Source organism: Persicitalea jodogahamensis, from assembly GCF_014651615.1.
Lineage (GTDB): Bacteria > Bacteroidota > Bacteroidia > Cytophagales > Spirosomataceae > Persicitalea > Persicitalea jodogahamensis.
Genome location: NZ_BMXF01000003.1, coordinates 595838 through 617367, shown reverse-complemented (window position 1 = coordinate 617367; position 21530 = coordinate 595838). Strand labels below are relative to the sequence as shown.

At 49.4% G+C, this 21530-nt stretch carries 18 protein-coding genes; 8 read left to right on the top strand and 10 right to left on the bottom strand.

Annotation, left to right across the window (positions count from 1 at the left end; all coding sequences use genetic code 11):
• Window positions 1-52: 52 nt before the first annotated feature.
• The 3 genes from IE117_RS17895 (at window position 53) to IE117_RS17885 (ending at window position 4221) form a co-directional block, all read left to right on the top strand.
• Window positions 53-1693, top strand: coding sequence for a RagB/SusD family nutrient uptake outer membrane protein (locus IE117_RS17895; RefSeq protein ID WP_189565839.1), 1641 nt, complete (start codon window positions 53-55; stop codon window positions 1691-1693).
• Window positions 1694-1827: 134 nt separating this feature from the next.
• Window positions 1828-3321, top strand: a complete 1494-nt coding sequence (locus tag IE117_RS17890; protein WP_189565838.1) for a sulfatase — start codon at window positions 1828-1830, stop codon at window positions 3319-3321.
• Window positions 3322-3366: 45 nt separating this feature from the next.
• A complete protein-coding gene (locus IE117_RS17885; protein ID WP_189565837.1) occupies window positions 3367-4221 on the top strand; it encodes an alpha/beta hydrolase in 855 nt (284 codons plus the stop codon).
• Window positions 4222-4306: 85 nt separating this feature from the next.
• Here IE117_RS17885 and IE117_RS17880 read toward each other — a convergent pair whose 3' ends face one another.
• From IE117_RS17880 to IE117_RS17870, 3 genes are all read right to left on the bottom strand, one after another.
• Entirely contained in the window at window positions 4307-4468 is a 162-nt protein-coding gene (locus tag IE117_RS17880) for a lmo0937 family membrane protein (RefSeq protein WP_189565836.1), read from the bottom strand.
• Between the two features lie 275 nt (window positions 4469-4743).
• Window positions 4744-5187 carry a GNAT family N-acetyltransferase gene (locus IE117_RS17875; protein ID WP_189565835.1) on the bottom strand — a complete coding sequence of 148 codons (444 nt, stop codon included), beginning with the start codon at window positions 5185-5187 and terminating at the stop codon, window positions 4744-4746.
• A 36-nt stretch (window positions 5188-5223) separates the two neighbouring features.
• A complete protein-coding gene (locus tag IE117_RS17870; protein ID WP_229581094.1) occupies window positions 5224-6246 on the bottom strand; it encodes an RluA family pseudouridine synthase in 1023 nt (340 codons plus the stop codon).
• Window positions 6247-6360: 114 nt separating this feature from the next.
• On the opposite strand from IE117_RS17870, the gene IE117_RS17865 reads away from it, so the two are divergent.
• Window positions 6361-7257 carry a 1-aminocyclopropane-1-carboxylate deaminase/D-cysteine desulfhydrase gene (locus IE117_RS17865; protein WP_229581092.1) on the top strand — a complete coding sequence of 299 codons (897 nt, stop codon included), beginning with the start codon at window positions 6361-6363 and terminating at the stop codon, window positions 7255-7257.
• Between the two features lie 91 nt (window positions 7258-7348).
• On the opposite strand, the gene sufB is transcribed toward IE117_RS17865, so the two are convergent.
• Window positions 7349-8794 (bottom strand): Fe-S cluster assembly protein SufB, encoded by a 1446-nt coding sequence (gene sufB / locus IE117_RS17860; protein WP_189565834.1) that lies wholly within the window; start codon window positions 8792-8794, stop codon window positions 7349-7351.
• Window positions 8795-8974: 180 nt separating this feature from the next.
• A complete protein-coding gene (gene rfaD, locus IE117_RS17855) occupies window positions 8975-9940 on the bottom strand; it encodes an ADP-glyceromanno-heptose 6-epimerase (protein WP_189565833.1) in 966 nt (321 codons plus the stop codon).
• A 181-nt stretch (window positions 9941-10121) separates the two neighbouring features.
• Here rfaD and IE117_RS17850 point away from each other — a divergent pair, with 181 nt between their 5' ends.
• Both IE117_RS17850 and lpxB read left to right on the top strand, forming a co-directional pair.
• Window positions 10122-10541: a 6-pyruvoyl trahydropterin synthase family protein gene (locus IE117_RS17850; RefSeq protein ID WP_189565982.1), complete on the top strand. Its 420-nt coding sequence runs from the start codon at window positions 10122-10124 to the stop codon at window positions 10539-10541.
• Window positions 10538-11647 (top strand): lipid-A-disaccharide synthase, encoded by a 1110-nt coding sequence (gene lpxB / locus IE117_RS17845; protein WP_189565832.1) that lies wholly within the window; start codon window positions 10538-10540, stop codon window positions 11645-11647. The genes IE117_RS17850 and lpxB overlap by 4 nt, the downstream gene beginning before the upstream one ends.
• Window positions 11648-11731: 84 nt before the next feature.
• Here the strand turns inward: lpxB and IE117_RS17840 are convergent, their stop codons facing one another.
• Window positions 11732-11977: a DUF4834 domain-containing protein gene (locus IE117_RS17840; protein WP_189565831.1), complete on the bottom strand. Its 246-nt coding sequence runs from the start codon at window positions 11975-11977 to the stop codon at window positions 11732-11734.
• Window positions 11978-12112: 135 nt separating this feature from the next.
• Window positions 12113-12688, bottom strand: coding sequence for a phosphoribosylglycinamide formyltransferase (purN, locus tag IE117_RS17835; protein ID WP_189565830.1), 576 nt, complete (start codon window positions 12686-12688; stop codon window positions 12113-12115).
• 202 nt (window positions 12689-12890) lie between these two features.
• Here purN and IE117_RS17830 point away from each other — a divergent pair, with 202 nt between their 5' ends.
• Window positions 12891-15824, top strand: a complete 2934-nt coding sequence (locus IE117_RS17830) for a DEAD/DEAH box helicase (protein ID WP_189565829.1) — start codon at window positions 12891-12893, stop codon at window positions 15822-15824.
• Window positions 15825-15847: 23 nt separating this feature from the next.
• Window positions 15848-16837, top strand: a complete 990-nt coding sequence (locus IE117_RS17825; RefSeq protein ID WP_189565828.1) for a glycosyltransferase — start codon at window positions 15848-15850, stop codon at window positions 16835-16837.
• 10 nt (window positions 16838-16847) lie between these two features.
• Here the strand turns inward: IE117_RS17825 and IE117_RS17820 are convergent, their stop codons facing one another.
• From IE117_RS17820 to IE117_RS17810, 3 genes are all read right to left on the bottom strand, one after another.
• A complete protein-coding gene (locus IE117_RS17820) occupies window positions 16848-17348 on the bottom strand; it encodes a phosphoribosyltransferase family protein (protein WP_189565827.1) in 501 nt (166 codons plus the stop codon).
• A 153-nt stretch (window positions 17349-17501) separates the two neighbouring features.
• On the bottom strand, window positions 17502-18422 hold the full coding sequence (locus IE117_RS17815; protein WP_189565981.1) for a hydroxypyruvate isomerase family protein: 921 nt from the start codon (window positions 18420-18422) through the stop codon (window positions 17502-17504).
• A 202-nt stretch (window positions 18423-18624) separates the two neighbouring features.
• Window positions 18625-21324: a PVC-type heme-binding CxxCH protein gene (locus IE117_RS17810; protein ID WP_189565826.1), complete on the bottom strand. Its 2700-nt coding sequence runs from the start codon at window positions 21322-21324 to the stop codon at window positions 18625-18627.
• Window positions 21325-21530: the final 206 nt, after the last annotated feature.

Sequence of the window (21530 nt, the reverse complement as noted above, 5' to 3'; positions counted from 1 at the left end):
GTTTTCCAGCTAAAACTGATATAGCTTTTGACTCATTGATATCCCGAAAAACATGAAATATTACAGATACTTATCCCTTTGTGTTCTCTCTTCCTTTTGCCTATCCTCTTGCCAGGGAATTTTGGAAGAAAATCCCGTCGGCCTAGCCACCGCAGAAAGCTATTACACTACCCCCAAGGGAATTGAGGATGGATTGAAAGCTGCTTACACTCCGTTGCGGGGATTTTATGGAAGGCAGGAGGCTTACTTCCTGACCGTAACGGGTACCGATATGTACACCAACGGCTTTGGTGGGGCCACGAACATTCCGGATATCAACAACTACTCCCCGAATTTTTTGGGGTCACACCCTTATGTTAGGGTAATCTGGGACAATTTTTACGTTGGCATCAACCAAACCAATGCTATAATAAGTCGCGCGCCCCAGGTACAGGGCATCAATGAAGCTACCCGTAGTCGCATTGTTGCTGAAGCTCGTTTTTTGCGGGCTTTGTATTATTTTCACCTGGTGCGGCAATTTGGGGATGTGCATTTTACGCTGGAAGAAACTCAAGGCGTAGAGACAGAGGCGCGGCGTACACCAGTGGCTACAGTCTACCAAGAGGGTATTGTACCCGATCTTCAGTATGCTGTGTCCAATTTACCCGCTAAGGCTCAGGAGTACGGCCGAGCAACTAAACATGCGGCTGAGGGTTTACTGGCAAGTGTACAGCTGACTCTGGGCAATTGGGCGGAAGCCGAAAAAATGGCGTCAGCAGTCATCAATAGTAATGACTTCCAACTGGTTAAAAATTACATTGATTTATGGGATATCAACAATGACGTTAATTCGGAGGTAATCTGGTCAGTGCAGTATACTGATGATCCCCTAACCAATGGGCCTGGAAACGAAGGTCACCTTTATTTTCAGTTTGACTATACCCGAAACCCGGCAATGATTCGAGACATCGAAAATGGGCGGCCTTTTCAGCGTTTCATGCCAACCAACTATACACTTAAACTATTTGATCTTAGCAAGGATAGTCGTTTCGACGGTTCGTTCAAAACTGTCTGGATTGCAAATCGCGAAGGCACCATCAATGGAAAGAAAGTTGTACCAGGCGACACTGCAATTAAGATTGTATTGAACCCGGTGTCCGACGCTGTGCAAAAAAGCGTTCCCTACTGGCTGATCGATTTTAATGATAAATGGGTGGCAGCAGTAACCGACCCTTTGGAAATCGGCGGGGCCAGTCGGCGTCAGTTCCCAACCTTGAGGAAATACTTAGATCCGCTTCGTACAAGTGTCAACGCCACCGATGGTCGTCGTGACTTCCTGGTCATGCGACTGGCCGAAATGTACCTCATCGCGGGCGAAGCCGCCTTTAAGCAAGGGAACAATGCAAAGGCCGCGGAGTACGTCAACGTAGTTCGAACCCGCGCCGCTCTACCTGGCAAAGTAGCCGACATGCAGGTAAAGGCTACCGATATGAGTCAGGATTTTTTTCTTGACGAACGGGGTCGGGAACTCGCTGGCGAAATGCACCGCTGGTACGACATCAAACGCTCGGGGAAATTTATCGAACGCCTCATGAAGTATAACCTCGATGCCGCCGAAAATGTAAAAGCGACACACATCGTGCGGCCTATTCCTCAGACTCAAATTGACCGTGTAAGCAATCCGGGCGACTTTTTACAGAATCCGGGATATTAGCTTTTAACGGTGGGTTATCAGGTCCCGCCCGATAATGAATCAGAAAAATGATAGATTCTGAGAACGCGCGACTTTGTACATTTTAGTGCAAGTCGCGCATTTCTTTTTCAAAACAGAGTATAATACCTAAACCAATGTTCAAAAAAAGTCTGTTACCAGGTTTGGTTTCTCTTGGAGCTGTTTTGTTGCTAAACAGTTTTTACAGCCACGAGCAATCCCCCGACAGCCAGCCTCCCAATATCCTCTTCATCGCCGTGGATGACCTGCGGCCTGAGTTGGGTTGTTATGGAAAGGAATACATCAAAAGCCCGAATATCGACAGGCTGGCTGCCCAAGGGCAGCTGTTCAAAAATCATTTCGTGGCCGTCCCCACCTGCGGGGCATCACGCCATGCGCTGCTTACCGGGCGGCATCCGCTATCGAAAAAGTACCTGAGCAATAACATATCGGCGGAGGTACTTTCAGGAAAGCCCGAAACGGAAACCCCGGAAACTTTTATCCACTTACTGAAAAGGAATCAATACTACACGGTCGGTATCGGCAAAATCAGCCACCATCCTGATGGACACGTGTACGGCTACCTTGATTCGCCGAAGGATGCCCCGCTGGAACTACCCCATAGCTGGAACGAGATGCTGCTCGATGATGAAAAGTGGGGCAGCGGGCACAATGCCTTCTTTGGCTATGCCGACGGTACCAACCGTAATACGCTCAAAGGCCAGGTGAAGCCCTACGAAGCTGCTGCCGTGGATGACGAGGCCTATGTGGATGGCCTGACTGCAAAACTAGCGGTACAAAAGCTGGGGGAATTGAAAAAACGCGAACAGCCCTTTGTGCTTGCCGTCGGTTTTTTCAAGCCCCATCTGCCTTTCACGGCACCGAAAAAATATTGGGATTTGTACGATGAAGATAAATTACCCATTTCGCCGACCCCTGATATTCCGGAAAATATCAATAAAGCCAGTCTGTTAAATAGCGGGGAGTTCAACAACTATCAGTTGGGTGAGGAGGAAGCATCGCTGGACCATCAGGTATCGGATGCCTACGCCCGCAAGTTGCGCCACGCCTATTTTGCCAGCATAAGTTACGTGGATGCGCAGATCGGGAAAGTACTGGACGAATTAGAGAAACAGGGTTTGGCCGAAAACACCATCGTGGTGCTCTGGGGCGACCACGGCTGGCAACTCGGCGACTATCGGGTATGGGGCAAGCACACCTGCTTTGAGCGCGCGCTGCACAGTCCGCTCATCATCAAAAACCCAAAAATGGAGAAGGGGATTAAGCACGAGCAGGTAGTTGGCACGGTGGATATTTACCCAACGCTCATGGAATTCTGTGGGGTCACTCCGCCAAAGAATGTCGATGGTTCTAGCCTGACAAATCTGATGAAAAAGTCTTCAGGCAAGGATTGGAAAAACGTTGCTTACAGCTACTTCAATAATGGAATTACGCTTCGCACACCGCGCTATCGCCTGACCAAGTACTTCCGGCAGGCACGGCCCGCAATCGAATTGTATGACCACAAGACCGATCCCTTGGAAAGCAAGAACATCGCTATGGGTAATCCCGCCACAGTATCCAGGCTTATGCCGTTACTGGAAAAAGGAAATACGGGATTGTATGATTGATCAACAAATGAAAGTACGTGACCTTCTGATAATGAAAACAATACCATGAAAATAAAAATCACATTGCTATTATTGTTAGGGTTCGCCACCCAAACAATTGCCCAAAAATCGCTGGAAGTAGTTTACAAAAAAGTAGACAGCACGTTACTCACCATCACCATTGACTACCCGCCGGATTACCAGCCGGGCCGTAGTTACCCCACAATCCTCTTCTTTTTCGGGGGGGGCTGGAATAGTGGCAGCATTGCTCAGTTCGAGCCCCATGCCAGGTACTTTGCCAGTCGGGGCATGGTGTGCGCCCGTGCCGATTACCGGGTCAAGGCCAGGCAAAAGACCACACCTTTTGAGTCGGTTGCGGACGCCAAATCGGCCATGCGATTCCTGCGCCAACATGCCGATCAGTTGGGGATTGATGAAGGTCGGCTTATAGCGGCCGGCGGCAGCGCGGGGGGACATCTGGCCGCTGCCCTGGCTCACTTACCCGGCTTGGACGATCCGAAAGATGATTTATCCATCAGCACTGCACCGCAGGCGCTGATTTTATACAATCCAGTGATTGACAACGGTCCTGAGGGCTACGGCTACGAGAGAGTTGGCGAACGCTACACAGCGTTCTCTCCTATTCACAATCTGGACACGGTTTCCCCACCCACCCTCTTTTTCCTGGGTACCGAGGATAAACTGATTCCGGTGAGTACTGCGAAAGCGTACAAGAAGAAAGTGGAAGCAAAAGGCGGGCGGTGCGATCTGCACCTGTATGAGGGCCAGCCTCATGGTTTCTTTAACTACAAAAACCTGGAATACTTTAAAGATACCGTGCTAAAAACGGATGCTTTTTTGCAGTCTTTGGGGTACCTTGAAGGAAAAGAAACGCTTACCCAATTCCTGAGCGAGCGATAGAAATTCGTGATTTTCTACAAATGAAAAACGCCACCGAACTATGTTTCGGTGGCGTCTGCATATTTAATTATCCTTAGCGTCAGGGCTAAATCCCGCCGCCTCTGATGAGACGAAGAACTACCGCTATCACCGCAATGACCAGCAAGATGTGAATAATGTTACCCATTCCGAAGCTGTCAAAGCCGAGGAAGCCAAGCAACCAGATAATGACCAAAATAACGGCAACCGTGTACAGGATGTTTCCCATTGTTGTGTTTGGTTAGAGTGAACGATCGTATTGGGTGATTGCCTTAAAAACAAAGTACCAGTGTAGTTATACTCGCAACTCCCGAGCGTTTCGCTCTCATTTCGCCCCAAACTGTTTATTGACTGGGGAATTAATACCCCTAAATAGTGGCAAATCCCAGTTTTTAAGAAAATAATTCTATAAAAAATTAGAAAAGCTTTATTTGCAATCTCCTCAGGCTGTATTATGCCTGGTCATGTTCAGGCCTGATCCGGTTATTCTCCCCTGTCAGAGTCCTAAAAATCCAGATGGCAATTCAACCATTCGTCGTCGAAGCGAGTACCGTATTTACGGTAGAAGCCTACTGCTGAGGTGTTCCAGTCGAGCACCTGCCACATCATGCCAGTGCAATCGGTGTCTTTGGCGGTTTTGACCACCGCATCGAAAAGGGTTTTACCCAGACCATTCCCCCGGATGGATTCTGTGATTACAATGTCTTCCAGATACAAACGCTTGCCTTTCCAAGTTGAATAGCGATAGTAGTACAAAGCCAACCCGACAGTCTCACCGTCTGATTCAGCCACGTGGAAATCATAAAGTTTATTATCATAATCCCTCTCCATGCGTTCGACGGAGTTTGAAACCTGATCGAGTGCTTTTTCGTAAACGGCTAATTCTTTAACCAATTCGAAAATAGCGGGGATGTCGGTGCGGGTGCCGGGGCGGGTGGTGATTGTCATAATTTTGAATGTCGGAGTGTATCTACTAATTCACAGTTAGCTGTATTGAACATAATTCCGCCACCTTTCCAGTACTTCCAGGAAATCTTCGGGCAGGTCGGTGTCGAAGGGCATGAGTTCTTTCGTCTTCGGATGAATGATTCCCAGCGACTTGGCATGCAGTGCCTGACGGGGCATAATTTTGAAACAATTATCGACAAAAGCCTTGTAGCTGCCACTGGCGGCCCCGCGACGGATGCGGTCGCCACCATAGGTACTGTCACCAAAAATGGGGTGCCCGATGTGCTTCATATGGGCTCGAATCTGGTGGGTTCGGCCCGTTTCCAGATTGCACTTTACCAAAGATACGTATCGCAGGTTTTCAAGCACCTCGTAGTGCGTTACGGCTCGCTTGCCTTGAGAACCGTCCGGATATACTTCCATCATCCGTCGGTCTTTGCTACTACGGCCAATGTGGCCTTCGATCGTTCCTCTGGAATCTTTAAGTTCACCCCACACCAGCGCATAGTAGGTACGCTCGATGGAATGGTCGGCGAATTGCTTCGCCAGATGCGTCATGCCATATTCGGAGCGGGCAATGACCAGCAGGCCTGAGGTGTCCTTATCTATGCGATGGACCAGGCCAGGGCGAATGTCGCCATTGCGGCCCGTGGGCAAGTTTTCAAAATGGTGGACCAGCGCATTGACCAGCGTTCCGGACCAATTGCCGAATGCCGGATGTACGACCATCCCGGCGGGTTTGTTGACAAGGGTAATTTCCTCGTCTTCAAAAATGATGTCCAGAGCAATATCTTCACCCACGATTTCGGTGCTGCGCGGTGGCTGCGGCAGGGCCAGCACAATCACATCCTCAGGTTTTACCTTGTAGCTGGCTTTGGAAGGGCTGTCGTTTACCTTTACAGCTTCAGCTTCAATGCCGTTCTGTATCTTCGTGCGTGTTGCATTAGGTACGTGCAGACTCAGAAATTTGTCGAGCCGCATAGGACTCTGCCCGGCATCGACTTCGATGCGGTAGTGTTCGTAAAGCTCTTCGTCTTCTTCTGTTTCCTCTTGATTCAATTTTGAATGGTAAAATGGGTGAATTTATTGCGGACGAAACCAATACTTGCTAGCACCTCGTAGCTTAGGCCTGTTGCTCTTAAAAAAATCAAAAATACCGAAAATTACCCGGACTTGCTTATCCCCAACCTACCCACCCCCTTACAGCCCTTGATCGATGAAGTCACGCTACGGGCAGATCTCCAACTTTTCATAAAGCGTGACGACCTGATTCACCCTACGGTATCAGGCAATAAATGGCGAAAACTGAAGTACGTCCTGGATGACGCCCGGAGAAAAGGCCATCCCGCTCTGCTCACATTCGGCGGGGCCTGGTCCAATCATTTGTACGCTACTGCCGCCGCCGGAAAAATGCTGGGTAAAAAGACGATCGGAGTCGTCCGTGGCGAAGAATATGAAGCCAAACCAACCGGTACTTTAGCCTATTGCAGGGAGCAAGGCATGGAGCTGCATTATATTTCAAGAGAGAATTATCGCAGTAAAGACACGCCCGATTTTCGTGAATATTTGAATCAAAAATTCAACTACCCTTACATTATTCCCGAAGGAGGCAGCACAGCGCTTGCCCTACCCGGAGTTGGGGAGGTAGTTTTTGAAACAGAAATTCAGTTAAACGCCAAACCTGACCACTTCGCCGTTGCCGCCGGAACGGGCGGAACGGCAGCAGGTCTCCTGGCCACTTCCTCGCCTACCTTGGCGTTCTCCGCGTTAAAAAATGGTAGTTTCCTGAGAAAGGAAATCCTGGACCTGGCCCAAACACCAGACGTTGAGGATAAACTACACCTCTTTACCGACTACCATTTTGGCGGATATGCCAGGCACCGGCCTGAATTGCTGACCTTCATGCAGGATTTTGAACGAAAACATAAAATCTTAATTGAGCACGTGTATACCGGCAAAATGCTCTTCGGTCTCTACGATTTAATAAAAAAAGGTTTCTTCAAAAAAGGAACGACCATCGTCGCTATCCATACCGGCGGCCTGCAAGGGCGCTCGCATGAAAAAGCCTAGCGATAAAAAAAGCTGCTGATTCCGGATTCAGCAGCTTTCAAGTATATTCAGTTGTCGTTACAAAATGGGCAAAAGTACCCAATATGAATTCTTATCCTACGCTGCCCTCCAAGCTGATTGCCAACAGTTTTTGTGCTTCTACGGCAAATTCCATAGGGAGCTGATTGAGCACTTCCTTAGCGTAGCCGTTTACGATCAGCGCTACCGCCTGCTCGGTACCGATGCCACGCTGATTGCAGTAGAAAAGGATATCTTCCCCAATTTTAGACGTCGTCGCCTCGTGTTCTACCGTGGCGGTTGGGTTACTGACCTCAATGTATGGGAAAGTGTGCGCGCCGCAACGATCACCCAGCAGCAGCGAGTCGCACTGCGAGAAATTGCGGGCATTGTCAGCGCGTTTCATCACATCCACTAAGCCCCGGTAGGAGTTTTGGCTTTTGCCGGCCGAAATACCTTTCGAAACAATGCGGCTTTTAGTATTCTTGCCAATGTGAATCATCTTGGTGCCCGTGTCGGCCTGCTGCATGTTGTTAGTAACGGCCACGGAGTAAAACTCACCGATGGAATTGTCGCCTTTCAGAATTACCGAAGGGTACTTCCATGTAATGGCCGAACCCGTCTCCACCTGAGTCCAGGATATTTTGGAGTTGGCACCATCGCATAGACCACGCTTGGTCACGAAATTGTAAATGCCGCCTTTGCCGTCCTTGTCGCCGGGATACCAGTTCTGGACAGTGGAGTACTTCACCTCTGCGCCTTCGTGTGTAAAAATCTCTACCACAGCGGCGTGAAGTTGGTTTTCATCCCGCATGGGGGCCGTACAGCCTTCCAGGTAGCTGACATAGCTACCTTCATCGGCAATGATAAGCGTCCGCTCAAACTGCCCCGTTCCTGCTGCATTGATGCGGAAATAAGTGGAAAGCTCCATCGGGCAGCGAACGCCCTTGGGGATGTACACGAACGATCCGTCAGAAAAAACCGCCGAGTTGAGGCCCGCGTAAAAATTATCTTTTGGCGGCACTACCGACCCGAGGTACTTCTTAACCAATTCAGGGTGGTCTTTAATGGCCTCCGTGATCGAGCAGAAGATAATGCCTTTTTCTTTGAGGGATTCTTTGAAAGTCGTGAAGACAGACTCCGAGTCCATTACGGCATCCACGGCCACGTTGGAGATACGTTTCTGCTCATCCAATGAAATGCCCAGCCGCTCGAAAGTATCGCGTAGTTGAGGATCGATTTCGTCGAGACTGTTGAGCTGCTTCTTTTTCTTGGGAGCTGAATAGTACTTTATCGACTGCAAATCGATGGGCGGGTAATGCACATTGGCCCAGGTCGGCTCGCTGGTTTTCAGCCAGGCACGGTATGATTTCAACCGCCATTCCAACATCCATTCCGGCTCATTTTTCTTGGCTGAGATGAAGCGGACGATATCCTCGTCCAACCCGGGAGGGGCTTCGTCGGCTTCGATGTCCGTTACAAATCCGTATTTATATTCAGTACTGGTTATTTCTTCCAACAATTCAGTTTCCTTACTCATATAGCTTTTTTTGTTACCTTTTTAGGATACGGTCAGATAACAACCGATCGCTTCGTTCAGTTTGGCAATCTTACAAAAATATAGAAAAATTCTAAATAAGTCCGCGTTCAGCCTCTATGCGGCCACCGGAGTCAAACCAAATAGGATTATTTCCGGCAATTCGGCAGCAGAACTACCCAATCAATAGTACGCGTCCGGAATAAGGTAATTCGTCACGTAATCCTCGATCCCCTGTTCCAGCGAATGGAAAGGCTTGTCATAGCCAATTGAACGCAGCTTATCCATCGAGGCTTCGGTGAAATACTGGTACTTGTCGCGGATGTCTTCGGGAGTGTCAACGTAATCTACGATCGGGCCGAGCTGCATGGATTGAAAAGTATCGCTCACCAGGTCTTTGAAAGTACGGGCCTGGCCGCTCCCGAGGTTATAGATTCCCGAGTTCTTGCGGTGATTCATCAGAAACAGACAAACGTCAAGCAGATCTTTGACATACACAAAGTCACGCATTTGTTCGCCATCCTTGAAGTCGGGATTGTGCGAGCGGAAAAGTTTCATTTTCCCGGTTTTCTTAATCTGGTGATAGGCATGAAAAATCACCGATGCCATGCGTCCCTTATGGTATTCGTTGGGGCCATACACATTGAAGAATTTCAACCCCGCCCAGAAAAACGGCTTTTTTTCCTGCTGCAGAGCCCAGATATCAAATTCGTTCTTGGAATCTCCGTAGGCATTCAACGGCTGCAGATTCGGGATTTGGGATTCATCGTCCACGTATCCCAATTCACCGAGCCCGTAGGTTGCTGCCGACGACGCGTACACGAGCGGAATTTGGTAGTCTACGCAACGGTGCCATATTTCTTTGGAGTACGAAACGTTCAGCTCTTCAAAAATGGCGCGGTCAAACTCGGTCGTGTCGGTGCGGGCACCGATGTGAAAAATAAACTCGACCTCCTCCTGGTTCTTATCGAGCCAATCGAAAAACGCATTGCGTTCCACACGCTCCTGAATGGTTTTCCCTTCCAGATTATGCGCTTTTTCGACCTTGGAGAAGTCGTCTACGGCGATAATGAAATTAAAACCTTCCTTATTCAGTTTGCTGACAAGGCAGCTCCCGATAAATCCTGCGGCACCTGTTACTACGATCAATTTGTTGAATGGATAATGGATAGCGGACAATGTCTGCTATCACGATAGTAGAAATAAACGAAACGTAAAGATAAAGACTATACTCCCTCCCTTGTCAAACAAATTGTATTTTTGCGCGATGGAAGTCAGCTGCTCAACCGTGGTAGCTTTTCCTGTTCCATTGCCCACTATCCGTTAAATGATGGTTTACGTTACCAGAAAAGAGCATTTCAACGCCGCGCATCGGCTGCATAACCCCAATTGGTCGGACGAGAAAAACCGGGAGGTGTTCGGGCCCTGCGCCAACCTTAACTTCCACGGACACAACTTCGAGCTGATTGTGACGGTGAAGGGTACGCCCGCCCCCGATACGGGCTTCGTGATTGATTTGAAGGTGTTGGGCGACCTCATCAAGCAGCGAATCATTGATAAGGTGGATCATAAAAACCTGAACATCGACGTGGATTTCATGGCGGGCAAAATGGCTTCCTGCGAAATTTTCGTGATGGAAATCTGGAAGCTTCTGGCCCCGGCCATCGCGGAAAAGGCACCCAATGCGCAACTGCACTACATCAAGCTGGTCGAGACGCCGAAGAACTTCGTGGAATACTACGGCGAATGAAATACTACCTCATCGCCGGTGAACGATCGGGCGACCTGCACGGCGCCAACCTGATGAAGGGTATCCGCCAGCACGATCCCGATGCGGAGTTTCGTGCCTGGGGCGGTGACCTCATGCAGGCACAAGGCGCAGCGCTCGTGATGTATTACACCGATCTTGCGTTTATGGGTTTCCTGGAAGTGGCCAGGAACATTACCACCATCTTGGGATTCCTGAAAAAATGCAAAGCCGATATCCTCGACTACCGGCCCGATGTCCTCATCCTGATCGACTACCCTGGCTTTAACCTACGTATTGCGGCTTTCGCCAAAAAGAAAGGGGTCAAAGTCTGTTACTATATTTCACCCAAAGTATGGGCCTGGAATCAGAAGCGGGCCTGGAAGATCAAAGCAAGCGTCGATCGGATGTTCGTGATATTTCCCTTTGAAGTGGACTTTTACAAAAAGTACGGCTACGAAGTGACTTACGTGGGTAACCCACTGATGGACGCCATCGAAAGTTTCACCCCGAACCCGGATTTCCTAAGTCAAAATCGTCTCGACAATAAACGAATCATTGCGCTGCTACCCGGCAGCCGCAAGCAGGAAGTAACAGGAATGCTGGATACGATGCTGAGCATCAAATCGGCTTTCCCCCAACACGAATTTGTGGTGGCTGGTGTGAATAGCCTGCCGGCTTCCCTCTACGAGCCATACCGGAATCTCACGAATGTCACCATCGTTTTTGAAGCTACTTATGATTTGTTATCGGTAGCCGAAGCCGCGCTGGTCGCTTCCGGGACAGCCACGCTGGAAACGGCCCTGTTTGCTGTACCGGAGGTAGTTTGCTACCAAACCAGCGGAATCTCCTATGCCATCGCCAAACGGCTCATACGGGTACCGTTTATTTCTCTGGTCAATTTGATTATGGAAAAAGAATCCGTCCGCGAACTTATTCAGGACGATTTTTCGGAGGAGAAGCTTACTACCGAACTGCAGGCCATAGTACCGGATGGTCATAAGCGTAAAGCCATTGAAGCGGATTACCGAATTCTCCGGGACAAAGTTGGCGCAGCCGGTGCTTCCCAACGAGCCGGAGCCGAGATCGTATCTTACCTGCGGGGGTAGTTTTCGGCAAAGAACACATTAAAAAATCCCGTCTGCGTTGGTAACCTCCAACGCAGACGGGATTTTTTAATGACTGGCCATGTCTTATTTCACCTCCTCATAGTCAACGTATTCGCCACCACGGAAGCGGGTGTCATTGTCCGATTTTTTGGCAGTCGGATCAACGCGGATACTACCCTCGCGCTGGGGTGGGCGACCGCCGTTTTGGTACTTGCGTTGCTCTTTCATCAGTTGCCGTCCCACCAACAGATGGAAAAGGAAACGCCGGAAAGGCGGCACGAAGGCGATAAGAAGAGATAAAATAAGAAATATATTAAATACAATTTTCATGGGTCTCAGGATATCAGTAGTCGGCTTGAATTTGAACGTTCACACGAATATAACGAAAAATTGTTGGTAGAGTTTCACGGCTTGCGGAAGAAAGGCCCTGATTGTTGACGGGCGGTGATCCGGTTTATAAAACAATCATTCCGTAAAATTGGAAATAAGTCTGTCGATAACAACGGGGTAATGCTCATGTTCCAGCGCCTGCACTTTTCGGGCAACGTCCTCGGGCGAATCTTTGGCTTCCAGGTCGCAGGTAGCCTGAAAAATCACTTCACCATCGTCATACACCTCATTCACAAAATGGATTGTAATCCCGGATTGGGGCTCTCCGGCGGCCACGACTGCTTCATGCACAAAGTGACCGTACATCCCCTTTCCGCCATACCGCGGAAGTAGCGCCGGATGAATGTTCACCATTTTTTCTGGAAAAGCATGAATGAGCTTTTCAGGGATCAGCATCATGAACCCCGCCAAAACTACCAGATCGATTTTCTGATTCACCAGCAATTCCAGAACACGGTCTGTTTCATAAAAAGCGTGTCTGTCGAATACTACCGCCGGAATGTGCAGCCGCCTGGCGCGTTTGATCACGCCCGCTTCGGGGTTGTTGGTCAGGATAAGCGAGATCTGCACATCGGTGCGCGCCTGAAAATGCCGGACGATGGCCTCGGCATTGGAGCCCGAACCCGAGGCAAAAATGGCAATGCTCTTCATGAATAGGTACTTTGTAGGGTTAGTCAATCGAAATGGGGTGGGGCAAAGATAGGAGCAGGGGCCTTACTCCTGTACCGGATCGGAAAATTTGTTTTCATTCTTCATCGGCCTATATTTGAAATTTTTCTTTTTGGCTTGTGGTCGGTAAGGGGCTCTTGTCAACCTTTTCCCTTATCAGCTTTTTGCACAACTCTTCCAGTAAATGAAGGTCTCTACTACGGAACCCTACCAGATCATCTATTCTTTGCTTCGGCATGAGTACCTCGGCTACCTGTTCGAATCCTTTGTCATTCAGCTCAATGAAAACAAAGAACTGACTTTTCTATACCAGAATATATCTTCAAAAAACGTCCAGGAATTTGCCGCCGGCCTGGACGAAACCGACTTTGAATTGGTAAAACTCATCGACGAGATGCAGCAGGAAGTCATCTTGCAAAAATTCGACGTCCGCAAACGCAAACCAGTTGATTTTTTTCTGAAAATATATGATCCCCAAAAAGGCGATAAGGGTTTACAAGGTGCGATCGCCGGTTATTTTGAAATGATAAAGGCCAAAATTCTGCCCCAGCTGGCGCAAAAAAGGCTGTTTATTATGGGGAATGACGGTAACCCTACCTGGCAACCCATCACCTGGATGCCCGCCCCTACCAGGGTGCGCTTCCATTTTGTGCGCAACGAGGAGAATACCCATTATTTCCCTACAATGCGGTACGAGGGAGAAAAACTGCATTTCAGGTACGCCGGGGGCATGGTACTTTGCGATGAACCCGCTTTTCTGCTCGTAAACGGCGGCTTGTATCATTTTGAAGAGGGGGTGGACGGGAAAAAGATCAGGCCTTTTCTGGATAAAAAATTTATCGCAATCCCGCGGGAGATGGAGGATGTCTACTACCGCCGGTTTGTGGCACCCCTGATTGCCGGTTACGACGTGGTATCGAAAGGCCTCGAAATTCGGCAGGAATCTTTTCCGGCGCGGCCCGTGCTCAACATTTCCGAAAATTTTAAGAAAAATGGTAATGCAGGAACAGCTAAAAACAGCTTAGTGGCAGACCCGGTCACGGACAGTGACGTAATTCTCTCCCTATCCTTTCAATATGGCCAACACGCATTTGCCTTCGATAGTCTGGCCCACGATGCTCACGTGAATCTGGAGAGAATCGGTAACGACTATGTGTTCCATAAGGTACGGCGCAGTCTGGCTTTTGAAAAACAAAGGGTCGATGACCTCCGGGAATGGGGGCTCGACCTACGAAACCACCGGGTGACCTGGCCCAAAGCGCAGGCGTTCGACTGGTTGAATGAGAACGTGGCCAGACTGAAGCAGAAGAATATCAGTCTGCAGCAAAACGTCGAAAACGAAAAAAGGTACTTTTTAGGGTATTCTTCCCTCGATCTCTCGATTGAGGAAGGTCGCGACTGGTTTGACATCCGCGCTAAGGTTAAGTTCGGGGATTTTGAAATTCCGTTCGTTCAGTTGCGCCGCCACATTTTGCAGCGAAAAAGGGAATTCACGTTGCCCAACGGCGAAATCGCCGTAATTCCAGAGTCATGGTTCACCAGGTATTCCGAACTTTTCAACCTGGTGGATGCCAATACTAAGGACGAGCAGATCCGGTTGAAAAAGTACCACATGATGCTCGTGCAGGAATTGGAGCGCGATAGCCTGGCGACGACCGTTTTGAGTCGCAAGCTTGAAAACCTCCGGGACTTTCAGGAAATAGAAACCTACGACCCGCCCAAAAACTTCCGGGGCGAACTGCGCCGCTACCAAAAGGCGGGCTACGACTGGCTGCGCTTCCTGAACCAGTACCGCTTCGGTGGCTGCCTGGCGGATGACATGGGATTGGGCAAGACCATTCAGACGCTGGCATTGCTTCAATCAGAAAAAGAGGCCGGGACTGACAGGCCTTCGCTGCTGGTCATGCCCACGTCGCTGCTTTACAACTGGCGGCTGGAAGCCGAACGCTTTACTCCCGGTTTGAGGGCTTTCCTCTACACCGGGACCTATCGGGAGAAGAACACGGATATTTTTAATGAATACGACCTCATCCTGACTTCGTACGGAATCGTTAGAATGGATGTGGATCTGCTAAAAAATTTTCGATTCAACTACCTTATTCTGGATGAATCACAGGCGATCAAAAATCCGACTTCCGGAGTCTCCAAAGCGGTTATGAAGTTGCAGGCAGCGCATCGTCTGATTTTAACCGGAACTCCGCTCGAAAACAGCACCATGGATCTGTGGACCCAGCTGACGTTCATAAATCCGGGGCTGCTGGGTACCCAGTCTTTTTTCAAGAAAGAGTACCTGATTCCTATCGAAAAGAAAAACGATGCCGATAAACGGCAACGCCTCTACGATCACATCAAGCCTTTTATTCTCCGCCGCCACAAGTCGCAGGTAGCTACCGATTTGCCTGAAAAAGTGGAGAGTGTCCAGTACTGCGACATGAGCGAAGATCAGGAGAAAAAGTACGAGGAGGCAAAGTCGTACTACCGGAATTTGATTCTGGAACAAATTGACAATGAGGGATTCTCACGTTCTCAAATGGCCGTTTTGCAGGGGCTGTCCAAGCTCCGCCAATTGGCCAATCACCCGCGACTGGTTGATGAAGGGTACGATAGCGACTCGGGAAAGTTTGACGATGTGATTCACAAATTGGAAACGGCCATCAGTGAAAATCACAAAATATTAGTTTTCAGTCAATTCGTTAAGCATCTGACGCTGCTTCGCCACCACCTCGATCGGAAGAAAATTCGCTACGCCTATCTCGATGGCTCTACCAAAGACCGCCAGCGGGAAGTGGAGACGTTCCAGAATGACCCGACGCTTAAGCTATTCCTGATTTCCCTTAAAGCGGGCGGTGTGGGACTCAACCTCACCGCTGCCGATTACGTTTTCATACTCGACCCCTGGTGGAATCCCGCTGTGGAGGCGCAGGCAATTGACCGCGCGCACCGCATCGGACAGGAGCAAACGGTTTTCACCTATAAATTCATCACCAAAAATACAGTGGAAGAAAAAATTCTGGCCTTGCAGCAATCCAAACGCCAACTGGCCGATGAGTTGATTTCCAATGAAGAGGGATTCTTCAAGTCGCTTTCCAGGGAAGATGTCCTGGGCCTGCTCGGGTAATACTTTTTAATAACTGGGTGTCGATGAAAATATTAATTGTCCATAAAGCGGTCATTCCTGTGCATCTATACGGAGGCATCGAACGAGTGATCTGGGATTTAGGAAGAGAATTGGTAAGGCTTGGTCACCAGGTGGTATATCTCGTGAAAAGTGGGTCTCATTGTGAATTTGCGGAAGTACTACCCATTGATGATGCGATCGATATAACTGCCCAGATTCCCGAAGCCATCGATTTGGTCCATTTTCATTTCGCTCCCAAAAACATCGATAGAGTCAGGAAGCCTTATCTGATCACGATTCACGAAAATATTATCACCTCAAAACCCTTTGACTTAAATACCGTCTTCATATCCCGAAATCATGCCGAAAGGCACGGATCGTCCGCATTTGTGTACAACGGCCTGGACTGGAACCAGTATTCCAAACCAAATTTCAACCGGAAGCGCGACTATTTTCATTTTCTGGGTAAAGCTGCCTGGCGCGTGAAAAATGTCAAGGGAGCTATCGATATCATTAAGCAAACCAAGTCGGAAAAGCTTAAAGTGCTGGGTGGCAAAAGATTCAATATAAAAATGGGGCTGAGGCTTACTTTTTCGCCCAGGATCAGTTTCTACGGAATGGTAGGGGGCAGGGAAAAGAATGAGCTATTGAACGGGTCAAAAGGCTTGATCTTTCCCGTTCGCTGGCATGAGCCATTCGGTCTGGCCATAATCGAAAGCCTTTACTTCGGCTGCCCGGTGTTCGGCACACCTTACGGTGCCTTGCCAGAGATCGTCGGTAGCGAATTTGGCGAATTGTCCAATAAGGCGAATGATCTTGTCGCTGCGATTGAAGCAAGCGGATCCTACAATGCAAAACACTGCCATGAGTATGCCTCAACTACCTTTAACAGCAACCAGATGACCCTTGCGTATCTGGCCAAGTACGAACAGGTTTTGTCAGGGAAAAATATAAATAAAGTACCCCCTGTGTTGGAAAATCTTCCCAAGGAGACGTTTTTGGAATGGCACTAATTTCTTCGCCCTATTTCAGATAAACCCCCTCCTCCCCTTCCCGGCTGAGTACTACCTCCACGTGTTCATTGAAAGTGGTACTCAGCGCGTAGCCGACGTAATCGGCAGAAACGGGAAAGTTGCGGTGGTCACGATCCACGATCACGGCCACCTGCAATTTTTTCAGGCGGTGCTGCAGAAAGGGCTGTAAGGCAAAGGCCAGAGTACGACCGGTGTTCAGGACATCGTCGGCCATAATGACGACTTTGCCGTCGGTCAGTACCAGTTCATTGCGAAAAGTAATCTCGCTTTTATGCGGTTTTTCCTTATCGAACAGCATTTCGGCCAGACTGGTCTTTATGGGCGAAATATCCTGCAATTCTTTGGCCAACAGCCGCGCAAACTCGTAGCCCTGTCCGGCAATACCGGCAAGGACAATTTCTTCCTCCTCGAAATTTCGTTCGTAAATTTCGTAAGCTATCCGCCTGATTTTCTGACGAGTCTGCTCGATACTGAGAATCTGCTGTCTCATGGTGGCAACGTTATTTCTTGGGCTAAAAGGATTAATAGTCAAAAGGCCAGCAGCAGGAAGATTTCAATCTCGTAAGTAGAAATTAAAATCAGAAAACGCCGCTCGACCTTTTGACTATTGACCGTTCACACTTTTTTAAAAACTACCTAATCCCTAAACGCTAAATCCGTCGCTCTCCTGGTACGCCTTGATAAGTTTCATTTCGCCTTCTTTTCCTGGGTAGAAATTGCCATGTTCCATACCCATGATGAAGCTTTTATTCTCCTTTTTACTGCGGTCGTAAATATGCTTGAAAATATTCTTGTAGTTGATCTCACCGGTAGTTGGCTCCTTACGTCCAGGATTGTCGCCGATCTGGAAATAGTCGATTTCGGACCAGGTCCAGTCGATATGAGGGATGATGTGGCCCTCATTTTTTTGCATGTGGTAAATGTCGAACAAGATCTTGCAAGAAGGACTGTTAACACCGCGGCAAATTTCATAGGTCTGGTCTGACGTACGCAGGAAAAGATTCGGCGAGTCGCTGAGCGGCTCAAGTACCATGACCAAGCCGCTTTTTTCCAAAATCTCTGATCCCCGACGCAGAGCGTCGATGACGTTACCCGTCTGCACACCAATGGGCAGATTACGCTCGAAATCGCCCGGTACCACGGTAGCCCATTTGGCATTGACGCGCTTGCCTACTTCCACCGCCCTGCGGCACCCATCCAGAAAAATATCGATGTACTCTTGCTTGCCTGCTGCCAGCGTGTTGGCACCGTTGCCGCCTTTGTCGATCACAAACACGCCCATCTCCATTCCCAGACGCGACATCTCCTTGGCAATTCGTTCCTGTTCTTCCACAGGACGTTTCATCATTCCATTGTCTTCAAGGGCCGTAAAACCCTGGTCAGCCATAAATTTCAACTGGTCGATCAGGTCGTTCCCGGCTGAATTTTTGAACATTCCAAAGTGAGGAGCGTATTTTAGATGGTAGTCAAACTTGGCGGTAGGATTGGCGGCAGCACTACTACCAACCAGAGTCGCTGCCCCGGCCAGGCCTAAGGAGGATTTTACAAAATTTCTTCGACGCATCATTTTTTATTGAGAAATTGACGGTAAACAATGAATGATTTTTGAACGCTGTCGGCCAAACCGGAAATTTTCACTCAGGTAGAAAATGCTAAGAGCGAGACAATCTGTGCCGACGCTTTTAATAAAGTACGTGGAGTAGAAAATATACCAGTGTTTTTCAGATGGTGAGGGACCCAGAGTTCTATTGTCTGATAATTCAGGGTTAGAAGACATTCTTGTTGGCCCCTCCATTGTTAAAATCAAGGTACTTGTCGGCTTCGTCGCGGATTTCCTTACGGTAGGCCTGACTGATGCCATCCAGGGCAGCCGCTTTCACTTCACCATTAAGGCGGTTTTCCTTCAACAATTTCAATACGAACTCCTCCCCTTCCCAACTACCGCCGAGATACCGGGCGGCCCGTAGCCGGACAGGGAGGGTATAAACCGAACCTGCGGCGACACTGGCTAGAACTGTGAGGGAATTCTGGCTACCAACGGCCTTGATGGAAGCCAGCAGGGCCAGTTGTTTTTCACTATTGCTATGCTCCAACTTGTACCAAATGTAAGAATTCGGGGCCTGCCGGAGCAACTGCCTGCCCGCTTCACGTCCCAGGTCGGTGTCAGGACGTTCGATGGCGAGTTGGTAAAGGCGTTCATTCTCAAAGGCGGGCTCATAGCGCGCTACCAGTTCCATATAGTCTTCAGTACCGTAGGTTTCATTCAGTAACCTGACCAGCGCAATTTTGCCCCAATAGGAATCCTGAATGAAATCTTTCCCCAAATGGTACAAGGCGTATTTGCTCACGGGGATATGATCAGGTATTTTTTTCTGGGTAATGCCCAATAGCGCCATTGACTTGTCGTAACTGGTAGGAACGAAATCGAAGGCGCGGAAGTACCGGAGCCTACTCTTAAGTGACGAATCAGACTCGGCCGTGAGGCGGGCCAGGTAGGGAATGGTGTACTTGGAGCGCGAACGCCAGACAATGTCGCGGTAAGCAGGATTTTTCAGCGGGTCACCGACTTTATTAAGCCATGCTTTAAACAATCTGTCCCATTGTTTGTAGCCTCCGATACCGAGCGCTTCCAGATACCAGCGGTCATTTCCCTCGTATTGATCAGCAAGCTGAAGCCACACGTCGAGGGCTTCGTAAGTATGGTTGCGGTAGATCGCCAGGGCACACTCACGACGCACCGCCGGGTCACGGTCGGTAGTGAGGCGCTTGATGTATTCAGTAGGGTCTGAGTTGCGCTGCCGCACCGCCCGAAGGGCCGTGATGCGCAGGTTGGGGTTGATATTTCGGAAAGAGTTTTCCAGATGCCGGCTACTAACCCCCTCAATATTGTTCAGTACCCACAATGCCCTGGCCCGCAGCCGGGGCTCGGCATTGTAGCGATGCAGCAATTCGCTCAGCGGCGGTTCGGCCTTGAAACTCATTTTCACCAGGGCATTCCAGGCCAGGTACCGGGTGGCCATGTTGGCGCTTTGCAGGGCGTCGGTCGCTTCCTGAGGCGAGGTAAGATCGTACTTTGGTGAAACATAAGGTGTTTTGGGTGGCGCGATCCGGTATATCCGCCCTCTGTTTCGGTCCAGAGGACCTATGTCGGCATCCGGTTCGCCGGGATCATACCAATCGGACACAATCAGCGAGCCATCCGGAGCGGCACACACGTCCGATGGACGAAACCACTTGTCTCTGGTGCCTTTCACCAGGTCAATGATAGTTGCCTTGTAGCCCGCACCATCCGGTACGGTCGGATAGCCGCGCACTACGTTAGGTCCCGCATCGGCGTGAATGATCTGGTTCTGAAACTGGCGCGGAAGCAATTGGCCTTCGTACACAGTCATTCCAGCCGGGGAACCCGAACCCGTGTGCAGCAAGTCAGGCACTACGCCGGGGTCATTCTGGTGCCAGTGGCGGCGGGCGATATCGTCTTCGAGGTTGGTGCGGTTGATCCGCCAGGTGGTACCGTCCATCTCGTCCGTATAGCCAAAGTTGCCGTTTTCCATTACGTAGTTGATGCGCACGCTCTCATTGCCATCTTCATCGTGATCTGACGTCCATACCGACCCGTAGCTATCCACCGCTACTTCCAGGCCGTTCCGGAAGTTATCACCCAACACTTCCAGATTCTTAAAATTCTGGTCGCAGCGAAACACCATGCCTTCACGGTAATTCCTGAAATTGATAGGCTGGTCGTATTTGTCATAGAAACCACGCCCTCGCGCATCAAGCAGTTGGCGGCCTTCGCTACCAAAGTTGAAGTAGAATTTTCCATCGGGGCCAAACACGAAGGAATGTACCCCGTGGTCGTGCTTGGAGCCACTGATGCCCCGGAAAATAATTTCTTTCCGGTCAGCTTTATCGTCGCCATCGTCGTCGGTGAACAGCCATACGTAGGGGCTCTGCGACACTATCACGCGGTTTCCCAGAACTGCTATGCCCAGAGGCGCGTCGAGTTCGGGGCCTTCATAAAAAACCTTTGTGAGGTCTGCCTTGCCGTCGCCATCGGTATCTTCAAGAATCAGGATGCGGTCACCGGTCAGGCGGTCCTGCTTTGAACGCGGCTGGGCATCGCCATGAATATTGGGGCGGAAGTTGTAGGCATCGCAAACCCAAACACGGCCCCGGTGATCCACATCGATGCTGGTCGGGTTGGAAATGGTTGGCTCCGAGGCAAAAAGAGTGGCTTCCAGCCCTTCGGCTACGTCCAGTCCGGCGATCGCAAACTCTGGAAAACGCTTTTCTTTTTCCGTCAGGGAATCATAAACAAAGGGTTTATCCACGACCGGAATCGTGTCACTCGGATAACTGGATAAAGGAGGAGGAGTAAGACGGAAAGCGCTGCTGCTGAAAAATATTCCTAGTGTGGCAAAAAAGGCAATGGTGCTTTTCTTGTAAAAGACTAACCTACGAAGCATAAATAATTTAGCGAATGCGGAATTTTGAATTTAAAATTAAGAAAAGTCTGGCACAGAACATCAGACTTTTTCTATAAATAGCTATTTCGTTCTCCTGCTTTCACTTGCAACCTTTAAATTTTCTTATCTGTCAGCCTCTCGCCAGCGATTAAATTAAAATCTGGCTTCTTGATTTCCACGAAACCAGATATCAGGTGCCGCCCAAA